Origin of the sequence: Pseudomonas sp. RIT-To-2 (assembly GCF_029623465.1) — a bacterium.
Lineage (GTDB): Bacteria > Pseudomonadota > Gammaproteobacteria > Pseudomonadales > Pseudomonadaceae > Aquipseudomonas > Aquipseudomonas silvicola.
Genome location: NZ_JAPYKM010000027.1, coordinates 36,765 through 58,031, shown reverse-complemented (window position 1 = coordinate 58,031; position 21,267 = coordinate 36,765). Strand labels below are relative to the sequence as shown.

Here is a 21,267-nt window from a genome sequence, read left to right as displayed (position 1 = left end):
CGTGAGAAGACGAGCATCTATCCAGTGCTGACGCTATTCCAAAACATTCCCTATAAATGGACTTCCACCGTCAGTGGCAGGTGGTCGGACAAATGCGTCCATGGCTTGCTGCCCAGGATGGTCGGGGCATGGCTGGTGGCGTTGCGCAAATACACCCGGTCCAGGCGCAGCAGGGGAAAGCGCGCCGGGTAGGTTCGGGCCAGGCTGCCGTTATGGCGCTCAAAGGCCTCGTGCAAGTCGCGGGCACGGGTGAGGGTGGTGTTGCCGCGCAACTGCCAGTCGTTGAAGTCGCCGGCGATGATCACCGGTGCGTCGTCGGGCAGGGAATCGAGCAATTGGCGCAGCAGGCCCAGTTGTTGTTGGCGGTGGCTCTCCAGCAGCGACAGGTGCACGCAGATCGCGTGCACTTCCTCATGCCCGGGCACTTGCAGCACACAGTGCAGCAGCCCGCGGCGTTCGGGGCCGGTGATGGACACGTCGAGGTTGCGGTAGTGCAGGATGGGGTATTTGGACAACAACGCATTGCCGTGGTGGCCGTCGGGGTACACGGCGTTGCGGCCGTAGGCGAAGTCGCTCCACATGCTGTCGGCGAGAAATTCGTACTGGGACATTTGCGGCCAGTTGTGGTGGCGTTCGGCGTGGCGGTCATGCTCGCCCAGCACCTCTTGCAGAAACACCAGGTCGGCGCCGGTGCTGCGTACCGCTTCGCGCAGTTCGGGCAGAATGAAACGGCGGTTGAAGGCAGTGAAGCCTTTGTGCGTGTTGACGGTCAGGATGCGCATGCGATGCACCGCCACAGGGGGCTCGGGAGGGTGCTGGCGGCTGGCCTGGCCGGGGGCTTGGGCGGTCACGGTTGCTCCTTGGATGACAGGGCGCTCATGGGTTGGGACCGGCGGCGCCTGATATCGGTTCCCCTTGAAGCGGGCAACGCGGTCGATCCGGCAGCCCCCTTCCCGAGCTTCGCCCGGTCTTGCAAGATTGCCGTGACCCGGTAGCAGCGTGGCGTTGTGGGACTGGACGCAAGCTCGGGAAGCGGACAACGCGGTGGACCTGACAGTCCTCTTCCCGATCTTCGTCCGGCACTGCCTCAGCGCAAGCCTTCGTGCTGGGCCACCGAACGCGGGTCTCGGCCCCACAGCTGCAGGACGAAATCAGCTTCCCGGTGCTCCAGCAATGAGGTCATGCCCAAGCCAATGCCTAGCCGGTGATGCACGGCATCACCGTCCAGGCTGCAGCCGTGAATGGGCGTGCGCCAGTGGCAGGCCAAGACCTGGCCGTCGTCGCTGAGGCTGGCGCGGCAGGCTTCTATCAGGTGTGTCAGGTCGGCGTCGTCCAGGTAGTAGCCCAGTTCGTTGATCACCACCAGGTCGAACGGTCCCTTGGGCCATTGACCGGGCAGCCGGCCTTGCTCGACGCTGGCATGGGGCACGGCGGCCAGCTTTTGCCGGGTCAGGGCGACGGCTCGCTCGGCCGTGTCGGAGCACAGCAGGCGTCGGCAACGCTGGGCAAGCACGGCGCTGGTTTCGCCATTGGCACAGCCAGGCTCGAAGATCGACTGGTATTCGGCGCGCGGCAGGCAAGCCAGCAGCAAGGCCCGCTTGCGCTGTTCGTACCAGCGCTGGCGCATGGCCCAGGGGTCGTCATTGTTGGCGAACAGGCGGTCGAATTCGGTATCGGCGACACTCATAACAGCACCACTTCGTAGGATTGCATCAGGCGCTCCAGCACCGTGGCAGACAGCACCGGTGCCAGCCCGGCCTCGGGGTCGCCCTGCAACTGGCTGGTGAATGCCTGCGCCGCATGGCGCTTGCGGGCGAGCATACCGGCACTCAGGGGGACTTTACGGGCACGTTGCCACGGCACTCGAGGGTCACCGGGCGTGGCCCAGTGCCACGTCCAGATCGGCAGTTCATGTACCGTGGCCCCCACGGCTTCGGCCGCAGCGCGGCTGGCCAGGCCGACGGCTTCGTGGTCGCAATGGCCGTCCTGGCTCCAGGTGGCGAACACCACGTCGCTGGGCAGCAGGTGGTTCTCCAGGAAGGCCTGCAGCCGGCCCTGGCCGGCCGGCACCTGGCTGTCGCCGAGGCCAACGCGCAACCAGGGCAATTCTCCCGGCTCAAAGCCCAGGCGTCGCAATGCCTCAGCGCTTTCGCGAGGCCGCTCAGCGGCCAGTCGCGCCACCGGCCATTGCTGCGAACCCGGGTGGCTGGCGGTGCCATCGGTGACCGATATCAGTTGCACGGGCCGGCCCAGGGCCAGCAGGTGTTGCAGCAGGCCGCCGCAGCCCAGCACCTCGTCGTCCGGGTGGGGCGCAACGATCACTGCACGGGCGCCCGCCGGTACCAGCCGGTCCACCTCGCAGAACGGCAGGTTCGCCAGCAGCGGGCAGGCCTGCCAGGCTTCGGGCGCGGTGCCTTGGCCGACAATGGGGTTGGCTTTCATAGGTTGAACTCGCTAGGGCCGGTCTGGCTGGCCAGGGCGCCCAATTCAGCCAGGTCGCGCTCGGCATGGCTCTGGCGCAGGTACACGGGGAGGTCGGCGGCCAGGCGGGCAAAATGGGCGTCACGGCAGAACGGCGCGGCGCCCAGGGCATGGCCGACATGAATGAGGGTCTGCTCGCACGCCTCTTCCGCCACGGCGCGTACCCGTCGGGCCAGGTATTCACAGGATTCGTCGGGTGCCGCGTCGACGCTGGCGGCGGCTTGGCGCAGCACAGTGCGCAGCGCAAACAGGGCGCTGTCGACGGTACCCAGGTGCGCACGGGCGTGAGGCTCGTCGCGCGGATGAGCCTGCAGGCGCAGGGCCAGTTGCTGGGCGGCACCATACCAGCAGGCGGCGATGCCGATCGCCCCCTGCCAAAACCCAGGGCGCTCAAGGTACTCGCCCGGGCCACCCACCGGCGTGCCTTCGGCCTGGTCGAATTGCACCTGAACGCTGGCAGTGGCGCCCATGCCGACCGCTTGCCAGCCTTCGTTGACCACGGTCACACCGGGCTGACGCAGGGCCACGGCCACCAGTTGCTGCTGGCCGTGTTCATCCCAGGCGGTGAGCAAGGCGTGGCTGAGGTGCCCGGCGCCGGAACACCACGCCTTGCGGCCATTGAGCTGGTAGCCGTCGCGGTGGCGTTTGACAGTGACCCGGGCGTTGGGCGGTTCGGCCGCCCACATGCCCCAGGTGCTGCCCACTGCCACGCGTGGCGCCGCCAGCTCGGTCATGATCGCCAGGGCATCGGTGTGCCCTTCGTAGAACTTGCACAGGCCCAGGTCCTGGCCCGCGACCACGGCCAGGCAGCGCCAGCGCTCAAGGGTGCGCCCGCTGCCCGGCAGGGCCAGGCGGTCGAGGCCGTCGGCCACCAGGGCCTGCAAGGCCTGGTGCAGCGCCGCGGCGTCCGGGTAGCCAGAGGCCGGGCGTTGCAGGCTTGCCGCGAGCACCCGGTTCATTCCTCCACTTCCCGGTGCAGCTCGAACAGCAACAGCGAGCGGCCCGTCACCAGGAAGTCGCTGCCGAACGGCAGCGGTTCATGGTCGCGCAGTTCCGGGCGGTTGGTATCGACCAGGCAGGTCCAGTATTCGCCTTCCGGTACCTCGGGCAGGACAAAATTGACCACGTCGTGGTGGGCGTTGACGATGAGCAGCAAGGTGGCATCGGCCCCCGGTTTGCGAATGCCGCTGGTCTGCGCGCGGCCATCGAGCAGCATGCCCAGGCAGCGGCCGTTGCCGTCTTGCCATTGCTCGGTGGTCATCTCGCTGGCGTCGGGGGCCAGCCAGGTGACGTCCTTGACGCCAATGTCTTCGTTGTAGGTACCCACCAGGAAGCGGTTGCGACGCAAAATGGGGTAGGAATTGCGCAGGCGGATCAGGCGGCGCACGAAGCGCAGCAGGGCCTTGCCGTCTTCGTCCAGGTCCCAGTTGACCCAGCCGATCTCGCTGTCCTGGCAGTAGGCGTTGTTGTTGCCGTTCTGGGTACGGGCGAACTCGTCACCGGCCACGATCATGGGCGTGCCTTGGGAGAACAGCAGGGTGGCCATGAAATTGCGCATCTGGCGCAGGCGCAATTCGACGATTTCGCGGTCATCGGTGGGGCCTTCGACGCCGTGGTTCCAGGACAGGTTGTTGTTGCTGCCGTCCTGGTTGTTCTCGTCGTTGTCTTCGTTGTGCTTGTCGTTGTAGGAGACCAGGTCGCGCAGGGTAAAGCCGTCGTGGGCGGTGATGAAGTTCACCGAGGTGTAGGGGCGCCGGCCGCGCTGGTTGAACAGTTCGCCGGAGCCTGTGAGGCGCCCGGCGAAGTCGGCCAGTTGGCCGTCGTCACCTTTCCAGAAGGCGCGGGCGGTGTCGCGGAAGCGGTCGTTCCATTCGGCCCAGCCGGGGGCGAAGCCGCCCACCTGGTAGCCGCCGGGGCCGCAGTCCCAGGGTTCGGCGATCAGCTTGACCTGGCGCAGCACCGGGTCTTGGCGGCAAGCCACCAGGAAGCTGTGGCGCTCATCGAAGCCCTCGTGGTAACGGCCCAGGATGGTTGCCAGGTCGAAGCGGAAGCCATCCACGTGCATTTCCGTTGCCCAGTAGCGCAGCGAGTCGGTCACCATCTGCAGCACGCAGGGGTGGCTCAGGTCCAGGGTGTTGCCGGTGCCGGAATCGTTGATGTAGAAGCGCTTGTTGTCCGGCATCAGCCGGTAGTAGCTGGCGTTGTCGATGCCGCGCATGGACAGGGTGGGGCCCTGCTCGTTGCCCTCGGCGGTGTGGTTGTAGACCACGTCGAGGATCACCTCGAGGCCCGCGTCATGCAGGTGCGCGACCATTTCCTTGAACTCGGCGATCTTGCCGTTGGCCAGGTAGCGCGGGTGCGGGGCGAAAAAGGTGATGGTGTTGTAGCCCCAATAGTTGTTCAGGCCTTTTTGCAGCAGGTGCTGGTCATTGACGAAACCGTGGATGGGCAGCAGCTCGATGGAGGTCACCCCCAGTTTGCGGATGTGCTCAACCACTTCAGGCACCATGAGGCCGGCGAAGGTACCGCGCTGATCTTCGGGGACCGCCGGGTGGCGCATGCTGATGCCGCGCACGTGGGTCTCGTAGAAAATGGTCTTGTCCCACGGCACGTTGACCCGCTGGTCGCGGCCCCAGGTGTAGGCAGGGTCGATGACGCGGCACTTGGGCACGAAGGGGGCGCTGTCACGCTCGTCGAAGCTGAGGTCGCCGTCGGGGTGGCCGATGGTGTAGCCGAACAAGGCTTCGGACCACTTCAGCTGGCCCACCATCTGTTTGGCGTAGGGGTCGATCAGCAGCTTGTTGTGGTTGAAGCGGTGGCCGTTCTCGGGGTCGTACGGGCCGTACACGCGGTAGCCATAGGTCAGCCCAGGGTGGGCGTCGGGCAGGTAGCCGTGGAAGATCTCGTCGGTGTACTCCGGCAATTCGATGCGTTCCAGTTCCGTTTCACCGGTGGAGTCGAACAGGCACAGTTCCACCTTGGTGGCGTTGGCCGAAAACAGCGCGAAATTGACCCCCAGCCCGTCCCAGGTAGCCCCGAGCGGAAAGGGCAGGCCTTCACGAATGCGGGTTGGATCGGTGCCGGGGGCGGGGGTGAACTTCTTTTGACGGCTCATGGGATGTCCTTTGCACTGCGAATTCAGGGCGATAGCGGGCCGTACCGGCGCAGTGGCCAGTGAGGCGGGTCAGAGAGCGAGTGACGACGCACGCTGCTCCAGCCAGCCCTGGGTGGGCTGGCCGGAGCAACGGGAGCGTTGCCGGAATCAGCTGGCGGGCGGTTTCTTCGCGCCGGTGCGAGGTTTTTTCTCGGCAGCCGGTTTCACCGGGGCAGGGGTCGCGGCAGGTTTGGGTTTGGCCGCCGCGGCTGCCTTGGGCGCGGCCGGTTTAGCGGCGGGCGCTGGCTTGGCCTTGACGTCGGCGGCGTTGGCGGCCGGCTTGGCTTTGCCTTCGGCGCTGCTGGCGACGGCCTTGGGTTTGGCAGCGGGCTTGGCTTTGCCAGGCTTGGTGGGCGCCAGGGCTTCGGCTTCAGCCAGCTTGCGCGCCATCTCCCAATGGCGGTCTTCGTGGCCTTCGGGTTTGCCTTCCGATTCCCAGATCTGATAGGCAAATTCGCGTATACGTTTGTCGTCGGCACTCATTTCAACGCTCCTGATCACAAGTCACTTTGTACTAAGAGATTGACGGGAAAATCCTTCAGAGCGGCATCGAGCCGCAGTTCCTTATTGGCTGTGACTGCCACGTCTGAAAAAAGTCCCTTAAATGTAGGCAGAGTGTAGTTGGACGGTAGCACGACGCAGGTGTCTCCCCACTTGGGTGCCTCGATAAGCGGGCTGCCGGTGTCCCCCAGCAGTTCGCTGGCCAGTCGTGGCACGATGACGATGGCCAGTTCGTCGTCGCCGATTCGGGCAAAGGCCAGTACGCGTTCAGCCTGTTCGCCTCGGAGTTCCAGAGGCTGATAAGCGCCCCGGGCAAACAGCGCCACGTGCTCGGCACGGCGGCGCAGGGTACGGGCGATCAGCTGCTGTTTGAGGTGGCCGTCCTGCCAGCGCGCCAGCAACTCGGCGGGGCTGGCGGGTGTGGCCAGCGCCTGCTCACGAGCAGCGTAGTCCACGGGGCGACGGTTGTCCGGGTCCACCAGGCTCAGGTCCCAGAACTCGGCGCCCTGGTACAGGTCGGGAATGCCTGGGACGGTCATGCGCAGCAAGGTCTGCACGAGGCCGTTGAGGGCGCCAGCCACGCTCAGGCGTTGCACGGCGGCCACCAGTGAAGCACGCAACTGTTGGCCCTGCGGGTCAAGCAGCAGGCGTTCCAGGTAAGCCTTGCAGGCCTGCTCGTAAGACTCGTTGGGCGCGCTCCAGCTACTGGCCAGCTTGGCTTCGCGCAGGGCTTTCTGCTGCCACTGGAACAGACGCTCGGCGTAGGCTTCAAGCCCCGGCGTGTCATCGCTGCCCAGGCCCAGGGGCCAGCTGCCGAGCAGTGCCTGGAACAGGATCAATTCATCACCCGGGGTGGGCGCGACGTTATCGGCCACCTGGCTGCGCAGGGGCTCTGCCAGTTCCTGCCAATGGTTGACCCGGCCCGGGTACCAACTGCTGCGCTCACTGAGCACGGCCAGGCGCGCGCGGGTATCTTCGCCACGCTTGTGGTCGTGGGTGGCGGTGGCCAGCAGGTTGTCGGGGAAGTCCGCCAGGCGCTGCTCGCAGGCCTGGTGGAACACCTCGGGCGGCGCACTGAAGTGTTCAGCATCAAAACCCACGTCGTTGCGTGAAAGCAGCACCGCGCTGCGGTAGAACGCGGTGTCCTCCACGGCCTTGGCCGCAGTGGGTGACGTCAGCTGCTGGAAGCGCACGCAGGCATGGCGCAACAACTTGCGCGGCCGGCCCGGTGGCAGGTCGCGCCAAGGCTGGCCGCCCAGCCAGCGCGCGAGGTAGTCGAGCACCGGCCAGTCGGCCTCGCCGAGGCTGGCGCGGGCGCCTTCCAGGGCTTGCTGGAAATAACCTTCATCCTCGGCGGGGCGCCCGCAGGCACTGATGTAGGTGCGGTACACCGGAAAGTGCACCACCAGCGCCTGCAAGGCGCGGCGGATGGCGCCCAATGTCAGGTCGCGGCTCATCAGGTCGCCCCTGGCCACCTGCAGCAGGGCCTGGGCGACGGATTCGAAGTCACCGGCCAGGCTGCCATTGATCACCAGGTGGCGGGCGGCCAGGGCTTCTTCCTGGAACACCGCCGGGCGACCGCTGAGGCTGCTCCACAGCTCGGCCAGAGGCTCGGCGCCAGCGGGGTCATGCTGCAGGCGCGAGACCTGGTTCATGAACTCGTAGCCGGTGGTGCCATCCACGTGCCAGTCGCGGTGCAGACGTTCGTCGGCGCCCAGGATCTTCTCCACGTAGATGGGGAAGTGCGCCACCGCCGCGTTGGGCGGGCGCTTGCTCAACAGGCGTTCGACTCGCCGGCGCAGCTTGCGGCAGTAACCGCGGGGGTCGGCCAGGCCGTCCACGTGGTCAATGCGCAGCCCGTCGATCAGGCCTTCTTCGATCAGCTCGAAAATCTTCGCATGGGTGGCTTCGAACACTGCGGCGCGTTCTACCCGCAGGCCGCCCAGTTCGTTGACGTCGAAGAAACGCCGCCAGTTGATGTCGTCCCCCGCCGTGCGCCAACTGGCCAGGCGGTAGTGCTGTTTCTCCAGCAGCCGGTGCAAGCGTTCGAAGCCTTCCGGCGTGGTGCTGTCAAAGCGCTGCAGCAGGGCATCCAGCGCCTGCTTGTGGCTATGGCTCAGGGCGGCCAGCTCGGCGCGCAGTTCCACCGCCTTGTCGTAGGCATGGGGGTCTTGTTCGAGCGCACCAAAGCGCCCGCCCAGCTTGCTCAGTACCGGGTCATCGGCCGCGCTGAGCAAGTCGGCGTAGTCGGGTGGCGATACCGGGAAACGGTGCTCGTAGTGCTCGATGAAGAACCGCCCTTCACGGGCATCCAGCCGCACCGGAATATCCCCGGCAGACAGGCACGCGCCGTAGTCGTTGCCCAGGAACGGCAGCAGCAACTGGCCTTCGAGCAGGGGGTCGGGAGAGTGCCACTGAATATCGAAGAACTCCGAGTAGGGGCTGCGCCGGCCCCACTCCAGGAGGTCCAGCCACCAGGGGTTGTGCCCGCCGCCCACCGCCATGTGGTTGGAGACGATGTCCAGCACCAGGCCCATGTCGTGTTCGCGCAGGGTCTTGACCAGCCGGCGCAGGGCCGGCTCGCCGCCCAACTCAGGGTTGATGCGCGTGGGGTCGACCACGTCGTAGCCGTGCATGGAACCGGGGCGGGCCTTGAGGATGGGCGAGGCATACAAATGGCTGATGCCCAGTTGCTTGAAGTACGGCACCCTGGCAGCGGCATCGTCCAGGGTGAAATCTTTGTGAAACTGCAGCCGCAGGCTGCCGGTCATGGCCTTCATCGATCACGCTCATTGGCTTGTTGGCGGGCGCAGGCCAGCAGTTCAAGGCGCCGCGCGGCGTCTTCATCCTCCAGCAGGGTCTGGCTGTCACCGGTGAAGCGGCGGCGCCAGTTGGGGTGGCTGTCGGTAGTGCCGGGCAGGTTGGGTTGCTCTTCCACGCCCAGGGCGTCTTCCAGTGGCAGCAGTACCAGGGGGGCGCGGGTGTGCCCGAGGAAACGCACGCAGGCATCGATGACCTGATCGGTCTCGCTGCCGGCTTCGACGAAATTCTGGCTGTCCTGGGCCAGTACATGACGCAGGCCCCGGCGCTCGTGCTCGCGGGTGTCGCGCCATTGGTGCTCGGTGTGTGCATCGATCAGGCTGAGCTTGTGGTTCCAGTCGATGTCACGGGCTTTCCACCAGCCGTGCAGGGTGGGCAGGTCATGGGTAGTGCTGGTGGCCAGGGCGTTGTCGGGCCAGTGCAGCACGGGGTGGAAATGCCCGGCGTGGGCTTGTTCGAACAGCAGCACGCGCATGCCCAGCATGTGCCGGGCGGCGAGTTTTTCGCGCAGGCCGTCAGGCACCGTGCCCAGGTCTTCGCCCAGGACAATGGCCTTGTGGCGGTGTGATTCGAGGGTCAGCAGGCGCAGCAGGTCATCGATGGGGTAGTGCAGGTAGGCGCCTTCGCTGGGGGGCGAGTCCATGGGGATCACCCACAGCCGTTGCAGGCCCATCACGTGGTCGATGCGCAGGCCGCCAGCGTGGGCGAAGTTGGCTCGCAGCATTTCGATGAAGGCACGAAAGCCGTTGCGCACCAGCCCTTCAGGGGAAAACGCGGAAATACCCCAGCCTTGCCCGGCACGATTGAGGATATCGGGTGGGGCGCCGACGGTGAGGTCGGCCAGCAGCTCGTCCTGGCGGCTCCAGGCCTGGCTGCCGGCGCCGTCGGCGCCCACCGCCAGGTCGGCTATCAGGCCGATGCGCATGCCGCTGCCCTTGGCGGCGTGGTGCGCGCGCTCCAGGCTGCGGGCTACCAGCCATTGGCAGAAGGCGTAGAAACCCACTTCGTCGGCGTGCTCGCGGGCAAACGCAGCGATGGTCGGGTGGCGCGGGTCGTGCCATTCGGCCGGCCACTGGCGCCAGTCCTGGCTCACGCCGCGGGCGGCGCAGTCGGCTTGCAAGGCCTCGAAGCGGCAGTGGTTTTCCAGCGCTTCGCCGCCGGCATGGCGGAAACTGGCGAAATCGGCGGTCAGCGGGTGATCGCCGTGGCGGAAGCCGTTGTACAGCGAACGCAGCAGGCGGAACTTGGCGTCGGCCGCGGCGGGCCAGTCAACCAGTGGCAACTGTTCCAGCTCTTCCAGGGTGGCGCCCAGGTCGGCATCGTCCAGGGCCACGCGCAGGGCACGCTCCCCGAGGATGGCGCCCGGGGCGGCGTACAGCACGTTGAGAAACAGCCGGCTGGAGGGGGAATAGGGGCTGTAGCGGTGCGCATCGCTGCTGAACATGGCGTGCATGGGGCTGATGGCCAGGGCGTCGCAGCCACGCTCGCCGGCGCTGCGCGCAAAGGCTTCCAGGGCCTGGGTATCGCCGAAGCCGCCGTCACCGGGGCGGCGCAGGCTGTACAACTGCGCACTCAGGCCCCAGGCACGCGGGGCCGATTCGGCCAATGCATCAGCCACGCTGTAGCAGCGTGCCGGGGCCACGGCCAGGGTGAACTGCTGGCCCTCGATGCGCACGTCCTGGTAGCCCACCGGCACCAGCCCGGGCAAGGCCCCCCGGGCATCCAGACGCAAGTCCAGCACGGCGCTGTTTTCCAGGTGCACTTGCAGGGGCGTGTGGGGCGGGAAGTAGTGGCCCAGGTCCAGCGGCTGGCCGTGGTCGACGGTCAGCAGTGGGGGCAGGTGGGTGTCGCGGCGTACCTGTTCCAGGTCCTTGAGGCTGGCCTCTACCGCATCGGCGTCATGGGCGCGGTGGCCGAGGCCGGCCAGCACCTTGCGCAGCACCGGGTCGGCCACGGTCTGCGGCCGGCCGTTGGCATCGGTCCAGTGCACGGCCAGGCCGGCGTATTGCGCCAATTGCCGCAGGCGTTCGTCACTCATGCATCATCTCCGGCTGGGGTCAGGCTGACCAGGGCGCTATAGGGGGGCTGTACATCCAGCGGGGCCGCGTCGGCAGGGGCCAGGCGGCTGTCGAACAGCCGGTGGCGCGGCGCGGGCAAGTGGGTCGCCACGGCGCTGTCGCTGAGGTTGAGGTCGATACGCAACACGCTGCCGTTGCTCAGTTGCCAGCGGGCGTACAGGGCACCCGGGGCCAGCACCTCTGCACCCAGCGAGCGGCTGCCGGACAGGTGTTCGGTAATGTGCTGGTGACGCAGGCCCAGCAACGTACGGTACAGGGTGGGCCAGGCATCGTCGGGGGCCGCCACGCTGGGCAACGAGGCGCTGAAAGTCGACTCGGCGTTGGGGTCGGGAATGCGCTCGCGCTGCTCGGCGTCGGCGAACACGGCGAAGTGCTTGAACTCGGCGCGTCGGCCTTCGCGTACCGCTTCGGCCAGCTCACCGTGGTGGCTGGTGAAAAACAGGAAGGGTTCTTCGGCGCCGCTTTCATCGCCCATGAACAGCAGCGGGGTCATGGGGCTCAGCAGCAACAAGGCGGTGGCGGCGCGCAGGGCCTCCGGGCTGCACAGCCGGGTCAGGCGTTCACCAAAGGCCCGGTTGCCGATCTGGTCGTGGTTTTGCAGGAACAGCACGAAGGCATTGGGTGGCAGGTGAGCGCTGGGTTCACCACGGGGTTCGCCATGGCGGTTGCGTTCGCCCTGGTAGATGAAGCCTTCGCTCAGGCAGCGCGCCAGCTTGGCGGTGGGCTGCTCTGCGAAGTCGCTGTAGTAGGCTTCGGTCTCGCCAGTCAGCAACACGTGCAAGGCGTTGTGGCCGTCGTCGTTCCACTGGGCGTCGAAGCCTTCCTCCAGCAGGTGCGCCTGGTTGAGCTCGTTTTCCAGGGTGAGCCACACGTGCCGCGGGCCGTCTACCTGCTGACGAATGCGCGCCGCCATCTGCTTGAGGAAACCGGGGTCTTCGATGGCGTGCACGGCGTCAAAGCGCAGGCCGTCGAAGCGGTATTCCAGCAGCCACATCAGGGCGTTGTCGATGAAGAAGTCGCGCACCTGGGGGCGGCGGAAATCGATGGCGTCGCCCCAGGGGGTGGTCTGGTCGTGGCGAAAGAAGCCCTTGGCGTAACGCCCCAGGTAATTGCCGTCAGGGCCGAAGTGGTTGTACACCACGTCGAGGATCACCATCAGGCCGTGGCCGTGGGCGCAATCGATCAGGTGCTTGAGTTGCTCGGGAGTACCGTAGGAGGACTGCGGGGCGTAGGGCAGCACGCCGTCATAACCCCAGTTGCGCTCGCCCGGAAACTGGGCAATGGGCATCAGTTCGATGGCGGTCACGCCCAGATCGGCCAGGCGCCCCAGGTGTTTCTCCACTGCGGCGAAGCCGCCGAGCACGCCCACATGCAGCTCATGAATCACTGCCTCGTGCCAGGGGCGGCCCTGCCATTCGGGAAACTGCCATTGGTAGGTGTTGGGGTCGACCACCAGGCTGTGGCCGTGGACGTCGCCTTGCTGGGCTCGCGACGCGGGGTCGGGCACCAGCAGTTCGCCGTCGATGAGGTAGCGGTAGGGAGTACCGGGGGGGCAGGGCGTGTTGATCACGAACCAGCCGTCGTCCTGGCTCAGCATGGGCAGGGACTGGCCGTCGCCCAACTCGACGCTGACGGCGAATGCGTCAGGCGCCCAGAGGGCGAAACGGGTCAACCCCGAGTCCAGCAGATGTGCACCATGTGACCAGGTTTCAGGTGTCGGTAGCGGCATCGGTGAAACCTCTTCCGTTTAGTGGCTACCTGATACGGCCACCGATTTGTGCACGAGTTCCTCGTAAAGTTTGGCGTAGGGTTCCACTGCCTGGCTCCAGTTGAATGGCTGGGTCATGGACAGGCAGCGCATGGCATTGAGCAGCTCGGGTTTGCCGTAAACGTAGAAGGCCCTGCGCAGGGCTTCTTCGTAGCTGGCTACCGTGGATTCGTTGAACAGAAAGCCGGTGACGCCGTCTTCGATGGTGTCGGCCAGGCCACCGGTATTGCGTGCCACGGGCAGCGAACCATAACGCTGGGCGTACATCTGGCTCAGGCCGCAGGGCTCGTAGCGCGACGGCATCAGCAAGAAGTCGCTGCCGGCGAACATGCGCCGTGCGTCGGTTTCATTGAAGCCGATGCGCACGCTGATGCGGCCGGGGAAGCGGGTGGCCAGTTCACGCATGGCCTGTTCTTCCTCGGGCTCACCGCGGCCAATGATGGCGATCTGGCCGCCATTGTTGACGATGAACTCGGCCACACCCTGGGTCAGGTCCAGACCTTTCTGGTACACCAGGCGCGATACCACGGCAAACAGCGGGCCGTCGGAGTCGTCCAGTTCGAACAACTGGCGCACGTGGTCAGCGTTGACCTTCTTGCCTTCCCAATCATTCAGGCTGAACGGGCACACCAGGTGCGCGTCGGTGGCCGAGTCCCAGCTGTCGTCGATGCCGTTGGGAATGCCGCCCAGCAGGCCCTGGTAGGCCTTGCTGCTGAGAAATCCGTCAAGGCCGCAGCCAAATTCCGGGGTGGTGATTTCCTCGGCATACGTGGCGCTGACGGTGGTGATATGGCTGGAGTACGCCATGCCGGCCTTGAGGAACGACAACTTGCCGTAAAACTCCATGCCCTCCTGTTGCAGCGCGTGTTCGGGCACACCGAGTTCCGGGCAGCAGGCGCGGCTTACCACGCCCTGGTACGCCAGGTTGTGAATGGTGAACAGGGTAGGGGTGTTCAAACCACGCCAGTGCATGTAGGCCGGTGCCATGCCGGCCGGCCAGTCGTGGGCATGCACCAGGTCGGGTTTCCAGTGCACCATGCCCAGGCCTGCGGCAATGTCGGCGGCCGCCAGGCCCAGGCGGGCGAAACGAATGTGGTTGTCGGGCCAGTCGCGGCCGTTGTTGGCGCCGTAGGGGGTGCCATCACGCTCGTAGAGTTCGGGGCAGATCAATACATAGATGACCAAGCCATCCTTGAGGTCCATGCGCCCGATCTTGCACGGCGGCAGTGCGGCGTGGCCGCCCAGTTCGCCGACGATGTGGATCGGGTTGTCACTGTTGAGTACTTGGGGGTAGCCGGGAATCAGCACCCTGACATCGTGCAGCGGGCTCATCGCCCGGGGCAGTGCCTGTGACACGTCGCCCAAGCCACCGGTCTTGACCAGATCGGCGATCTCGGACGTTACGAACAGCACTTTCTGACGGTTGGGGTTACCGCGTGCTTCGGCGTGATGGATCTTGCCTGTCGAAGCGATCTGCGCCAGTTGTGTCGGCTCGCTTTCCTGCTTGTTAAAACGCTCTCCATGGGTTTCGACAGCGGCACTGATCATCGTTCTCTCCCGTGCATTAATGCAATGTGGCAAGCACCTGTTTTGTGATCCAGCGCCCCACAGTCAAGCGCGCAAGCGCAACGCTTACCGGCGACCCTGCCGGTGGCGAATTGACGGAGTGGGGTGGTTTGGCCGCAGAGACGAACAGCATTTCCATGGCCTACCTTTAACCTGACCTGCCGCAATTTCAGAAGTTTCGACTTTTTGCGTACGAAGATTCCGAGCGGTGTGCGGGCTGAGTTTTGAGTGTAGGAAATATTTGCGACCCTGTGGTCATGGTGCGACTGACGGATGGTAATGCCCTACGGTGGCGGTCGGGCATGGGTTGGCAAGGGCTTTGTTTTCAAGGGGTTGGGCGGGGTGCTGATTAGAGGGAGATTTCTAGAAGTGTGCGCATTGGGCGCCGATCCCCGGGGAGATCTCCCCGTGGGACCGGGCGAAGCTCGGGAAGGCCGCGCCGCGATTGACCTGTTGCACTGCGGCGTCTCGTTCCCGAGCTGGTGCCCGGTCCCACAGCGTCGGCTGCTATAGGGGGACGCTGTTCAATGCGCAGGTTCAGGCATCAGCGAGGAATGATGGCTTGCGATCAGCCATTGCTGGCCATCCCAGTGGTAATTGAAGCTGTAGCGAGCCTGGACGGTCTCGCCGGTGGTGGCGAAAGTGAATTCGTAGATGCCGGCGTCCAGTGCGCTGTCGCAAGCAGCCTGCGACGTGCGGCTGACGATGCGGCCCGAGGGTTTGTTGGCCAGAAAGTGCTGAAAGTAGTCCAGGCGTTCGTCGTGGGTCAGGCGTACGCGGTTGGACAGGGTGGGCAGCAGCACGGCATCGGCGCCGTAGGTGGCGGCCACTTGGGCTGGCTCGCCCGTCAATAGGGCTGCGTTCCAACGTTCGAACAGGCTGGCGACATCCGGTTTCGCGGGACACTGAGGGGTGGCATGAGCTGCGAACGGCAGGGCCAGCAAGGCAAACAACGTGATTCCTTTCACGGTCGAACTCCATCAACGGCGCGCCACCGCATGCGGCACGCTCAGGCCTGGCAATCTAGCGCCAACCGGGCATCAAGTGTTCTACGCAAAGGTTACAGCGTGTGCCGACAGGCGGTGGCCTGCCGGCGGGCGGGACAGGGAAGGTCAGGCGATCTGGGCCTGGGCACCACCGGCGATACCGGTGTCCTGCTGGGACTGCAAGAGCATCATGGTCAAATGGGCGACCTTCTTTTGCAGCTGGTCGCGTTCTTCTTTCAATTCGCGCAGTTCGTCGCGGCGTACCGTGACATAGAGGGTTTGGGGGCGTGTTGCTGGCAGTAAAGTTCCCATTGCTCACCTCGCAAATGGCATGTCTCACAGTTGAGGATAGCCGACCTTGAGCGTTTGCCAGTCGGGGCTGTTCCTCTGTCGGCGCGGATTCTGATTTCTTTTTTTGGTGAAGGGAACTTTTTTATTTTTCACGGTCTGCGTGTCTTTTTCTTCATGTGGCGGCAAGTGCCCGTCAGCGTTGAAGAACGCTTGATGACACCCCCCTGATGAAAAAAAAGGCGCCGACGAACGGCGAAAGTCGAAACTAACTCTGGCAACCCTGTACTAAGCTTTGAGACCATTAGCGCTTTGAAGGTGTGACACACCTATTTACGCATCAGTGGAGCACCGGCATGCAATTGGGAATCGTGGGACTGGGCCGCATGGGCGGCAATATTTCGAGAAGACTGATGCGCGGAGGCCACCAGACCGTGGTCTGGGACCGCGATCAGTCTTCCGTGGCAAAACTGGGTGAAGAAGGTGCCGTCAAGGCTTCCGACCTCGCCGACCTGGTGCGTCAGATGGACGCACCTCGTGCTGTATGGGTCATGCTGCCTGCTGGCGCGCCTACCGAGGACACCATCCAGCAACTGGCCGATCTGCTGGAACCGGACGATGTGATCATCGACGGCGGCAACACCTTCTACAAGGACGACATCCGTCGCGCCAAGGAGCTCGCCGAGCGCCAGATCCACTACGTCGACGTCGGTACGTCCGGTGGCGTATGGGGCCTGGACCGCGGTTTCTGCATGATGATCGGTGGCGAAGCCGCGATTTTCGAGCGACTGGACCCGCTGTTCGCCTGCCTGGCCCCTGGCGTGGGTGACATTCCGCGCACCAAGGGTCGCGAAGGCGAGCACAACAATGCTGAAAATGGCTACATCCACGCAGGCCCGGCCGGTTCCGGCCACTTCGTGAAGATGATCCACAACGGTATCGAATACGGCATGATGCAGGCTTTCGCCGAAGGCTTCGACATTCTGAAAACCAAGAACAGCACCGCGCTGCCGGAAGATCAGCGCTTTGACCTGAACCTGGCCGAGATCGCCGAAGTGTGGCGCCGCGGCAGCGTGGTCTCCTCCTGGCTGCTGGACCTGACCGCCGACGCGCTGGTCGGTGACCCGGCGCTGGACGGTTACTCGGGTTCGGTGTCCGACAGCGGTGAAGGTCGCTGGACCATTGACGCTGCAGTGGAGCAGGCCGTACCGGTACCGGTGCTGGCAGGTTCGCTGTTCGCACGTTTCCGTTCCCGCCAGGAAAGCACCTACGGCGACAAGTTGTTGTCGGCGATGCGCTTTGGTTTCGGCGGCCATATCGAGGTTCCTAAATGACACGGGCAAAGTCCAAGGTAGACGCAGCACCCCCCACCACGCTGTTTCTCTTTGGCGCCCATGGCGACCTGGTCAAGCGCCTGCTCATGCCGGCGCTGTACAACCTGAGTCGCGACGGTCTGCTGGACAATGGCCTGCATATCGTCGGTGTCGACCACAACGAGGTCAGCGATGCTGACTTCGCTGCCAAACTGCACGATTTCATCATCGAGCAGGCGCGCAGCAAGAACCCGGAGGGGGCCGACCAGGCCCTCGACCCGGCCTTGTGGGCCAAACTGGCCAAGCGCATCAGTTACATCAGTGGCGATTTTCTCGACGATGGCACCTACCAGGCGATTGGCGAGCGCATCGCCGCCAACCGCACCGGCAATGCCGTGTTCTACCTGGCCACCTCGCCGCGCTTCTTCAGTGAAGTGGCGCAGCGCCTGGGCCATGCCGGGTTGCTCCAGGAGCAGCCCGACGCCTTTCGCCGCGTGGTGATCGAAAAACCCTTCGGTTCCGACCTGCCTACCGCCGAAGCCCTCAACGCCTGCCTGTTGAGTGTGATGAGCGAGAAGCAGATCTACCGGATCGACCACTACCTGGGCAAGGAAACCGTCCAGAACATCCTCATCAGCCGTTTTTCCAACGGCATCTTCGAGGCGTTCTGGAACAATCACTACATTGACCACGTGCAGATCACCGCGGCGGAAACCGTGGGTGTTGAAACACGCGGCAATTTCTATGACAGCACCGGCGCCCTGCGCGATATGGTGCCCAACCACCTGTTCCAGTTGCTGGCCATGGTCGCCATGGAGCCGCCGGCCGCCTTTGGTGCCGACGCGGTGCGCGGCGAGAAGGCCAAGGTCGTGGGGGCTATCCGCCCCTGGTCCAAGGCCGACGCCTTGAAGAACTCGGTGCGCGGCCAGTACACCGCCGGCGAGGGCGACAAGCCCGGCTACCGCCAGGAGCCCAAGGTCGACCCCGAGAGCCGTACCGAGACCTTCGTGGCGCTCAAGGTGATGATCGACAACTGGCGTTGGGTGGGCGTGCCGTTCTACCTGCGCACCGGCAAGCGCATGAGCGTGCGCGACACCGAGATCGCCATCTGCTTCAAGCAGGCGCCCTACGCGCAATTTCGCGACACCGAGGTGGAGCGGCTGCAGCCTAACTACCTGCGTATCCAGATTCAGCCCAACGAGGGCATGTGGTTCGACCTGATGGCCAAGCGCCCTGGCCCGGCGCTGGTGATGGAGAACGTCGAACTGGGGTTTGCCTACAAGGACTTCTTCCAGATGCAGCCATCGACCGGCTATGAAACGCTGATCTATGACTGCCTCACGGGCGACCAGACCCTGTTCCAGCGCGCCGACAACATCGAGAACGGCTGGCGTGCGGTGCAGCCTTTCCTGGATGCCTGGCGCGACGCTGGCAAGATCGACAACTACGCCGCGGGCGAAGATGGCCCTGAGTCGGCCGACGAACTGCTCGCCCGCGACGGCCGCGCGTGGCACAGCCTGGGATGAGTGAGCGCCCGAACGACCTCATCCGCCTGGTGCTCAGCGACATGGACGGCACGCTGTTGCTGCCCGACCACAGCCTGGGCGACCGGGTGGTCGATGCCGTGGCGAAGTTGCGCAATGCCGGGGTTGCGTTCAGCCTGGCCAGTGCGCGGCCGCCACGGGCGATGCTCGATATCGTCCGTGAGCTGGGCATCGATGTGCCGTTCGCGGCGTTCAATGGCGGCACCCTGGCCAACCCCGATGGCAGCGTGGTGGAACGCCACAGTGTCGACCGGCGTGCCGTGGATACCAGCCTGGCGCTGTTCGACCGCCATCCGGTGGCAGTCTGGCTGTTCGCCGATGACGAGTGGCTGCTGACCAATCCCGATGCGCAATTCCTGCAAAAGGAGATCGACGCCCTGGGGTACGGCTATGTGCAGGTTGAAGATTTCACGCCGTACCTGGACCGTGTCGACAAAATTGTCGCGACCTGCGGCGACTTCGAGCTGCTGGCAAGGCTGGAGCATGAACTGGGCGGCCTGATCGAAGGCCAGGCCCTGGCTGCCCGTTCCCAATCCTATTACCTGGACGTCACGGCATTGCTCGCCAACAAGGGCGATGCCCTGGCTGCGCTGGCCAAACACCTGGCTATCCCTCTCGGGCAGACCGCCGTGCTGGGTGACGGCGGCAACGACGTGGCGATGTTCAAGCGCGCCGGGCTGTCGGTGGCCATGGGCCAGGCCGACGACGCGGTCAAGGCTCATGCCGACCACGTCACCGCCAGCAACCGCGAACAGGGCGTGGCTGACGCTATCCGCGACCTGATTTTGCCGAGGGCGCCGCATACCCCCTGAATTCCCCTGCACAAGGTTGACCCCACCATGGCCGCATTGATTGAAGACTATGCCTTGCTCGGCAATTGCAGAACTGCCGCGCTGGTCGACAAACAGGGCTCGCTGGACTGGTTGTGTTTTCCCCGTTTCGATGCGCCCGCGTGTTTCTCCGCCTTGCTGGGCGACGAGCACAACGGCCGCTGGCAACTGCACCCGGTGGCGCCGGCCGAAACTCGCCGGTGTTACCGCGACGGTACGCTGATTCTGGAAACCACCTTCACCACAGCCTCGGGCGAGGCCCTGCTGATCGACTTCATGCCCCCGGGCGAGCACAGCAGTGTGGTGCGTATCGTGGAGGGGGTCAGCGGCAGCGTCGAGTTCGACATGGAGCTGATCATTCGCTTTGACTACGGCAGCAGCGTGCCATGGGTGGAGCAGGCTCATTCCCAGGTGCTCACGGCAGTGGCCGGCCCGGAGATGCTGGTGCTGCGCAGCGCCGCGCCCCTGGAAGCGGTGGACCATGCCACGGGCAGCCGTTTCAGTGTCGCCCCGGGGGAGCGCCGGGAGTTCGTGCTGACCTACCAGGACTCCAACCTGCCGGTGCGGGAGGCTTTCGACGGTGACGAAGCGCTGGCAGAGACCGAAACGTTCTGGCGCGCTTTTTCCGATCGGTGCCCCGATGTCGGCCCCTACACCGCGCAGGTCAAGCGTTCGCTGATCGTGCTCAAGGCGCTCACCTATGAGCCCACGGGCGGTATCGTCGCGGCGGTCACCACGTCGTTGCCGGAGTTCCTCGGTGGCGAACGCAACTGGGACTACCGCTACTGCTGGCTGCGCGACGCCACCATGACCTTGCTGGCCTTCATGAACCTGGGTTATTTCGAAGAAGCCAGCGCCTGGCGCGAATGGCTGATGCGCTCGGTGGCGGGCAACCCTGAGCAGATGCAGATCATGTACGGCCTGGGAGGCGAGCGGCGCCTGCCCGAATACACCCTCCCTTGGCTGAGCGGTTACGAAAACTCCCGGCCAGTGCGCATCGGCAACGCCGCGGCCACCCAGTTGCAGCTGGACGTGTACGGCGAAGTGGCCGACGCCATGACCCAGGCCATTCGCGGCGGCTTGCCGCGCCACCCGCGCAGCCGGGCGATCTTCCAGGTAATCATGCCGTACCTGGAGAGCATCTGGCAGCGGCCCGACGAAGGCCTGTGGGAGATTCGTGGCGAGCCGCGCCATTTCGTGCACTCCAAGGTCATGGCCTGGGTGGCGTTTGACCGCTCGGCCAAGCTGCAGGCCAGTGACGGCGGCGACGCCGAGCGAGCGCAGCACTACCGAGCGGTCGCAGACCAGATCCACGCCGACGTCTGTGCCCAGGGTGTCGACCCGCAGCGCGGCTGCTTCGTGCAGTCCTATGGCTCGTTGCAGACTGACGCCAGCCTGTTGCAGATTGCACTCACTGGCTTCCTGCCTGCAGACGACCCGCGTTTCCTGGCCACCCTGGCCAACATCGAGCATCGCCTGATGCGCGACGGCCTGTTGCTGCGCTATGACACCGAGACCGGATGCGACGGCCTGGATCCGGGTGAGGGCACCTTCCTGGTGTGCTCGTTCTGGTTGGCCGATGTGTACGCCATGCTGGGCCGCATGGATGATGCCCAGGCCCTGTTCGGCCGCCTCAGCGCCCTGTGCAACGACGTCGGCCTGCTGGCCGAGCAATACGACCCGCGGGGCGGGCGCATGCTCGGCAACTTCCCCCAGGCCTTCAGTCACATCGGCATCATCAACACCGCCCTCAACCTGCACCGCGCCCAGTGCCCCGCCCAGGACCGCGCCAAAAGCGCTTGATGGACCTGGGAGCCCGCCTGGTAGAACGCGCCGCCCGCTTCCCGAGCTGGCGCCCGGCCCCATAGGGTTGGCTGCGGTGTGGGCGTTTTCCCTGTGGGACCGGGCGAAGCTCGGGAAGGCAGCGCCGCCGTTTCC

At 65.2% G+C, this 21,267-nt stretch carries 16 protein-coding genes; 4 read left to right on the top strand and 12 right to left on the bottom strand.

Annotated elements, in window-relative coordinates:
• Nucleotides 1-50: 50 nt before the first annotated feature.
• The 12 genes from QBK88_RS21570 to QBK88_RS21515 all read right to left on the bottom strand — a co-directional run bounded on the left by QBK88_RS21570 (nucleotide 51) and on the right by QBK88_RS21515 (nucleotide 15,666).
• A complete protein-coding gene (locus tag QBK88_RS21570; protein ID WP_268151649.1) occupies nucleotides 51-782 on the bottom strand; it encodes an endonuclease/exonuclease/phosphatase family protein in 732 nt (243 codons plus the stop codon).
• 305 nt (nucleotides 783-1,087) lie between these two features.
• Nucleotides 1,088-1,687: an SAM-dependent methyltransferase gene (locus tag QBK88_RS21565; protein ID WP_277963638.1), complete on the bottom strand. Its 600-nt coding sequence runs from the start codon at nucleotides 1,685-1,687 to the stop codon at nucleotides 1,088-1,090.
• Complete coding sequence (locus tag QBK88_RS21560) at nucleotides 1,684-2,442, bottom strand: PIG-L deacetylase family protein (protein WP_268143651.1); 759 nt, start codon at nucleotides 2,440-2,442, stop codon at nucleotides 1,684-1,686. Before QBK88_RS21560 ends, QBK88_RS21565 begins: the two co-directional genes overlap by 4 nt.
• Nucleotides 2,439-3,440: an acyl-CoA dehydrogenase family protein gene (locus tag QBK88_RS21555; RefSeq protein ID WP_277963637.1), complete on the bottom strand. Its 1,002-nt coding sequence runs from the start codon at nucleotides 3,438-3,440 to the stop codon at nucleotides 2,439-2,441. The genes QBK88_RS21560 and QBK88_RS21555 overlap by 4 nt, the downstream gene beginning before the upstream one ends.
• The gene (gene glgX, locus QBK88_RS21550) at nucleotides 3,437-5,596 is read right to left on the bottom strand and encodes a glycogen debranching protein GlgX (RefSeq protein WP_268143647.1); all 2,160 of its coding nucleotides are present in this window, start codon (nucleotides 5,594-5,596) and stop codon (nucleotides 3,437-3,439) included. The genes QBK88_RS21555 and glgX overlap by 4 nt, the downstream gene beginning before the upstream one ends.
• 147 nt (nucleotides 5,597-5,743) lie before the next feature.
• A complete protein-coding gene (locus QBK88_RS21545; protein ID WP_277963636.1) occupies nucleotides 5,744-6,118 on the bottom strand; it encodes a DUF2934 domain-containing protein in 375 nt (124 codons plus the stop codon).
• A 14-nt stretch (nucleotides 6,119-6,132) separates the two neighbouring features.
• Nucleotides 6,133-8,916 carry a malto-oligosyltrehalose synthase gene (locus QBK88_RS21540; RefSeq protein WP_277963635.1) on the bottom strand — a complete coding sequence of 928 codons (2,784 nt, stop codon included), beginning with the start codon at nucleotides 8,914-8,916 and terminating at the stop codon, nucleotides 6,133-6,135.
• Nucleotides 8,913-10,994, bottom strand: a complete 2,082-nt coding sequence (gene malQ / locus QBK88_RS21535; RefSeq protein ID WP_277963634.1) for a 4-alpha-glucanotransferase — start codon at nucleotides 10,992-10,994, stop codon at nucleotides 8,913-8,915. Before malQ ends, QBK88_RS21540 begins: the two co-directional genes overlap by 4 nt.
• Nucleotides 10,991-12,763 (bottom strand): malto-oligosyltrehalose trehalohydrolase, encoded by a 1,773-nt coding sequence (treZ, locus tag QBK88_RS21530; protein ID WP_277963633.1) that lies wholly within the window; start codon nucleotides 12,761-12,763, stop codon nucleotides 10,991-10,993. Before treZ ends, malQ begins: the two co-directional genes overlap by 4 nt.
• A gap of 18 nt (nucleotides 12,764-12,781) precedes the next feature.
• The gene (glgA, locus tag QBK88_RS21525) at nucleotides 12,782-14,350 is read right to left on the bottom strand and encodes a glycogen synthase GlgA (protein WP_268143642.1); all 1,569 of its coding nucleotides are present in this window, start codon (nucleotides 14,348-14,350) and stop codon (nucleotides 12,782-12,784) included.
• Between the two features lie 542 nt (nucleotides 14,351-14,892).
• Complete coding sequence (locus tag QBK88_RS21520) at nucleotides 14,893-15,336, bottom strand: SgcJ/EcaC family oxidoreductase (RefSeq protein WP_277963632.1); 444 nt, start codon at nucleotides 15,334-15,336, stop codon at nucleotides 14,893-14,895.
• 144 nt (nucleotides 15,337-15,480) lie between these two features.
• The gene (locus QBK88_RS21515) at nucleotides 15,481-15,666 is read right to left on the bottom strand and encodes a DUF6026 family protein (protein WP_268143639.1); all 186 of its coding nucleotides are present in this window, start codon (nucleotides 15,664-15,666) and stop codon (nucleotides 15,481-15,483) included.
• Between the two features lie 296 nt (nucleotides 15,667-15,962).
• Here QBK88_RS21515 and gnd point away from each other — a divergent pair, with 296 nt between their 5' ends.
• From gnd to QBK88_RS21495, 4 genes are read left to right on the top strand one after another with little or no spacing between them, the layout of a single operon-like run.
• Nucleotides 15,963-16,976 carry a phosphogluconate dehydrogenase (NAD(+)-dependent, decarboxylating) gene (gene gnd / locus QBK88_RS21510; RefSeq protein ID WP_445764976.1) on the top strand — a complete coding sequence of 338 codons (1,014 nt, stop codon included), beginning with the start codon at nucleotides 15,963-15,965 and terminating at the stop codon, nucleotides 16,974-16,976.
• Entirely contained in the window at nucleotides 16,973-18,481 is a 1,509-nt protein-coding gene (gene zwf, locus QBK88_RS21505; protein WP_277963630.1) for a glucose-6-phosphate dehydrogenase, read from the top strand. The genes gnd and zwf overlap by 4 nt, the downstream gene beginning before the upstream one ends.
• A complete protein-coding gene (locus tag QBK88_RS21500; RefSeq protein WP_277963629.1) occupies nucleotides 18,478-19,311 on the top strand; it encodes an HAD family hydrolase in 834 nt (277 codons plus the stop codon). Before zwf ends, QBK88_RS21500 begins: the two co-directional genes overlap by 4 nt.
• Nucleotides 19,312-19,338: 27 nt before the next feature.
• On the top strand, nucleotides 19,339-21,132 hold the full coding sequence (locus QBK88_RS21495; protein ID WP_277963628.1) for a glycoside hydrolase family 15 protein: 1,794 nt from the start codon (nucleotides 19,339-19,341) through the stop codon (nucleotides 21,130-21,132).
• The last annotated feature ends 135 nt before the right edge of the window (nucleotides 21,133-21,267 follow it).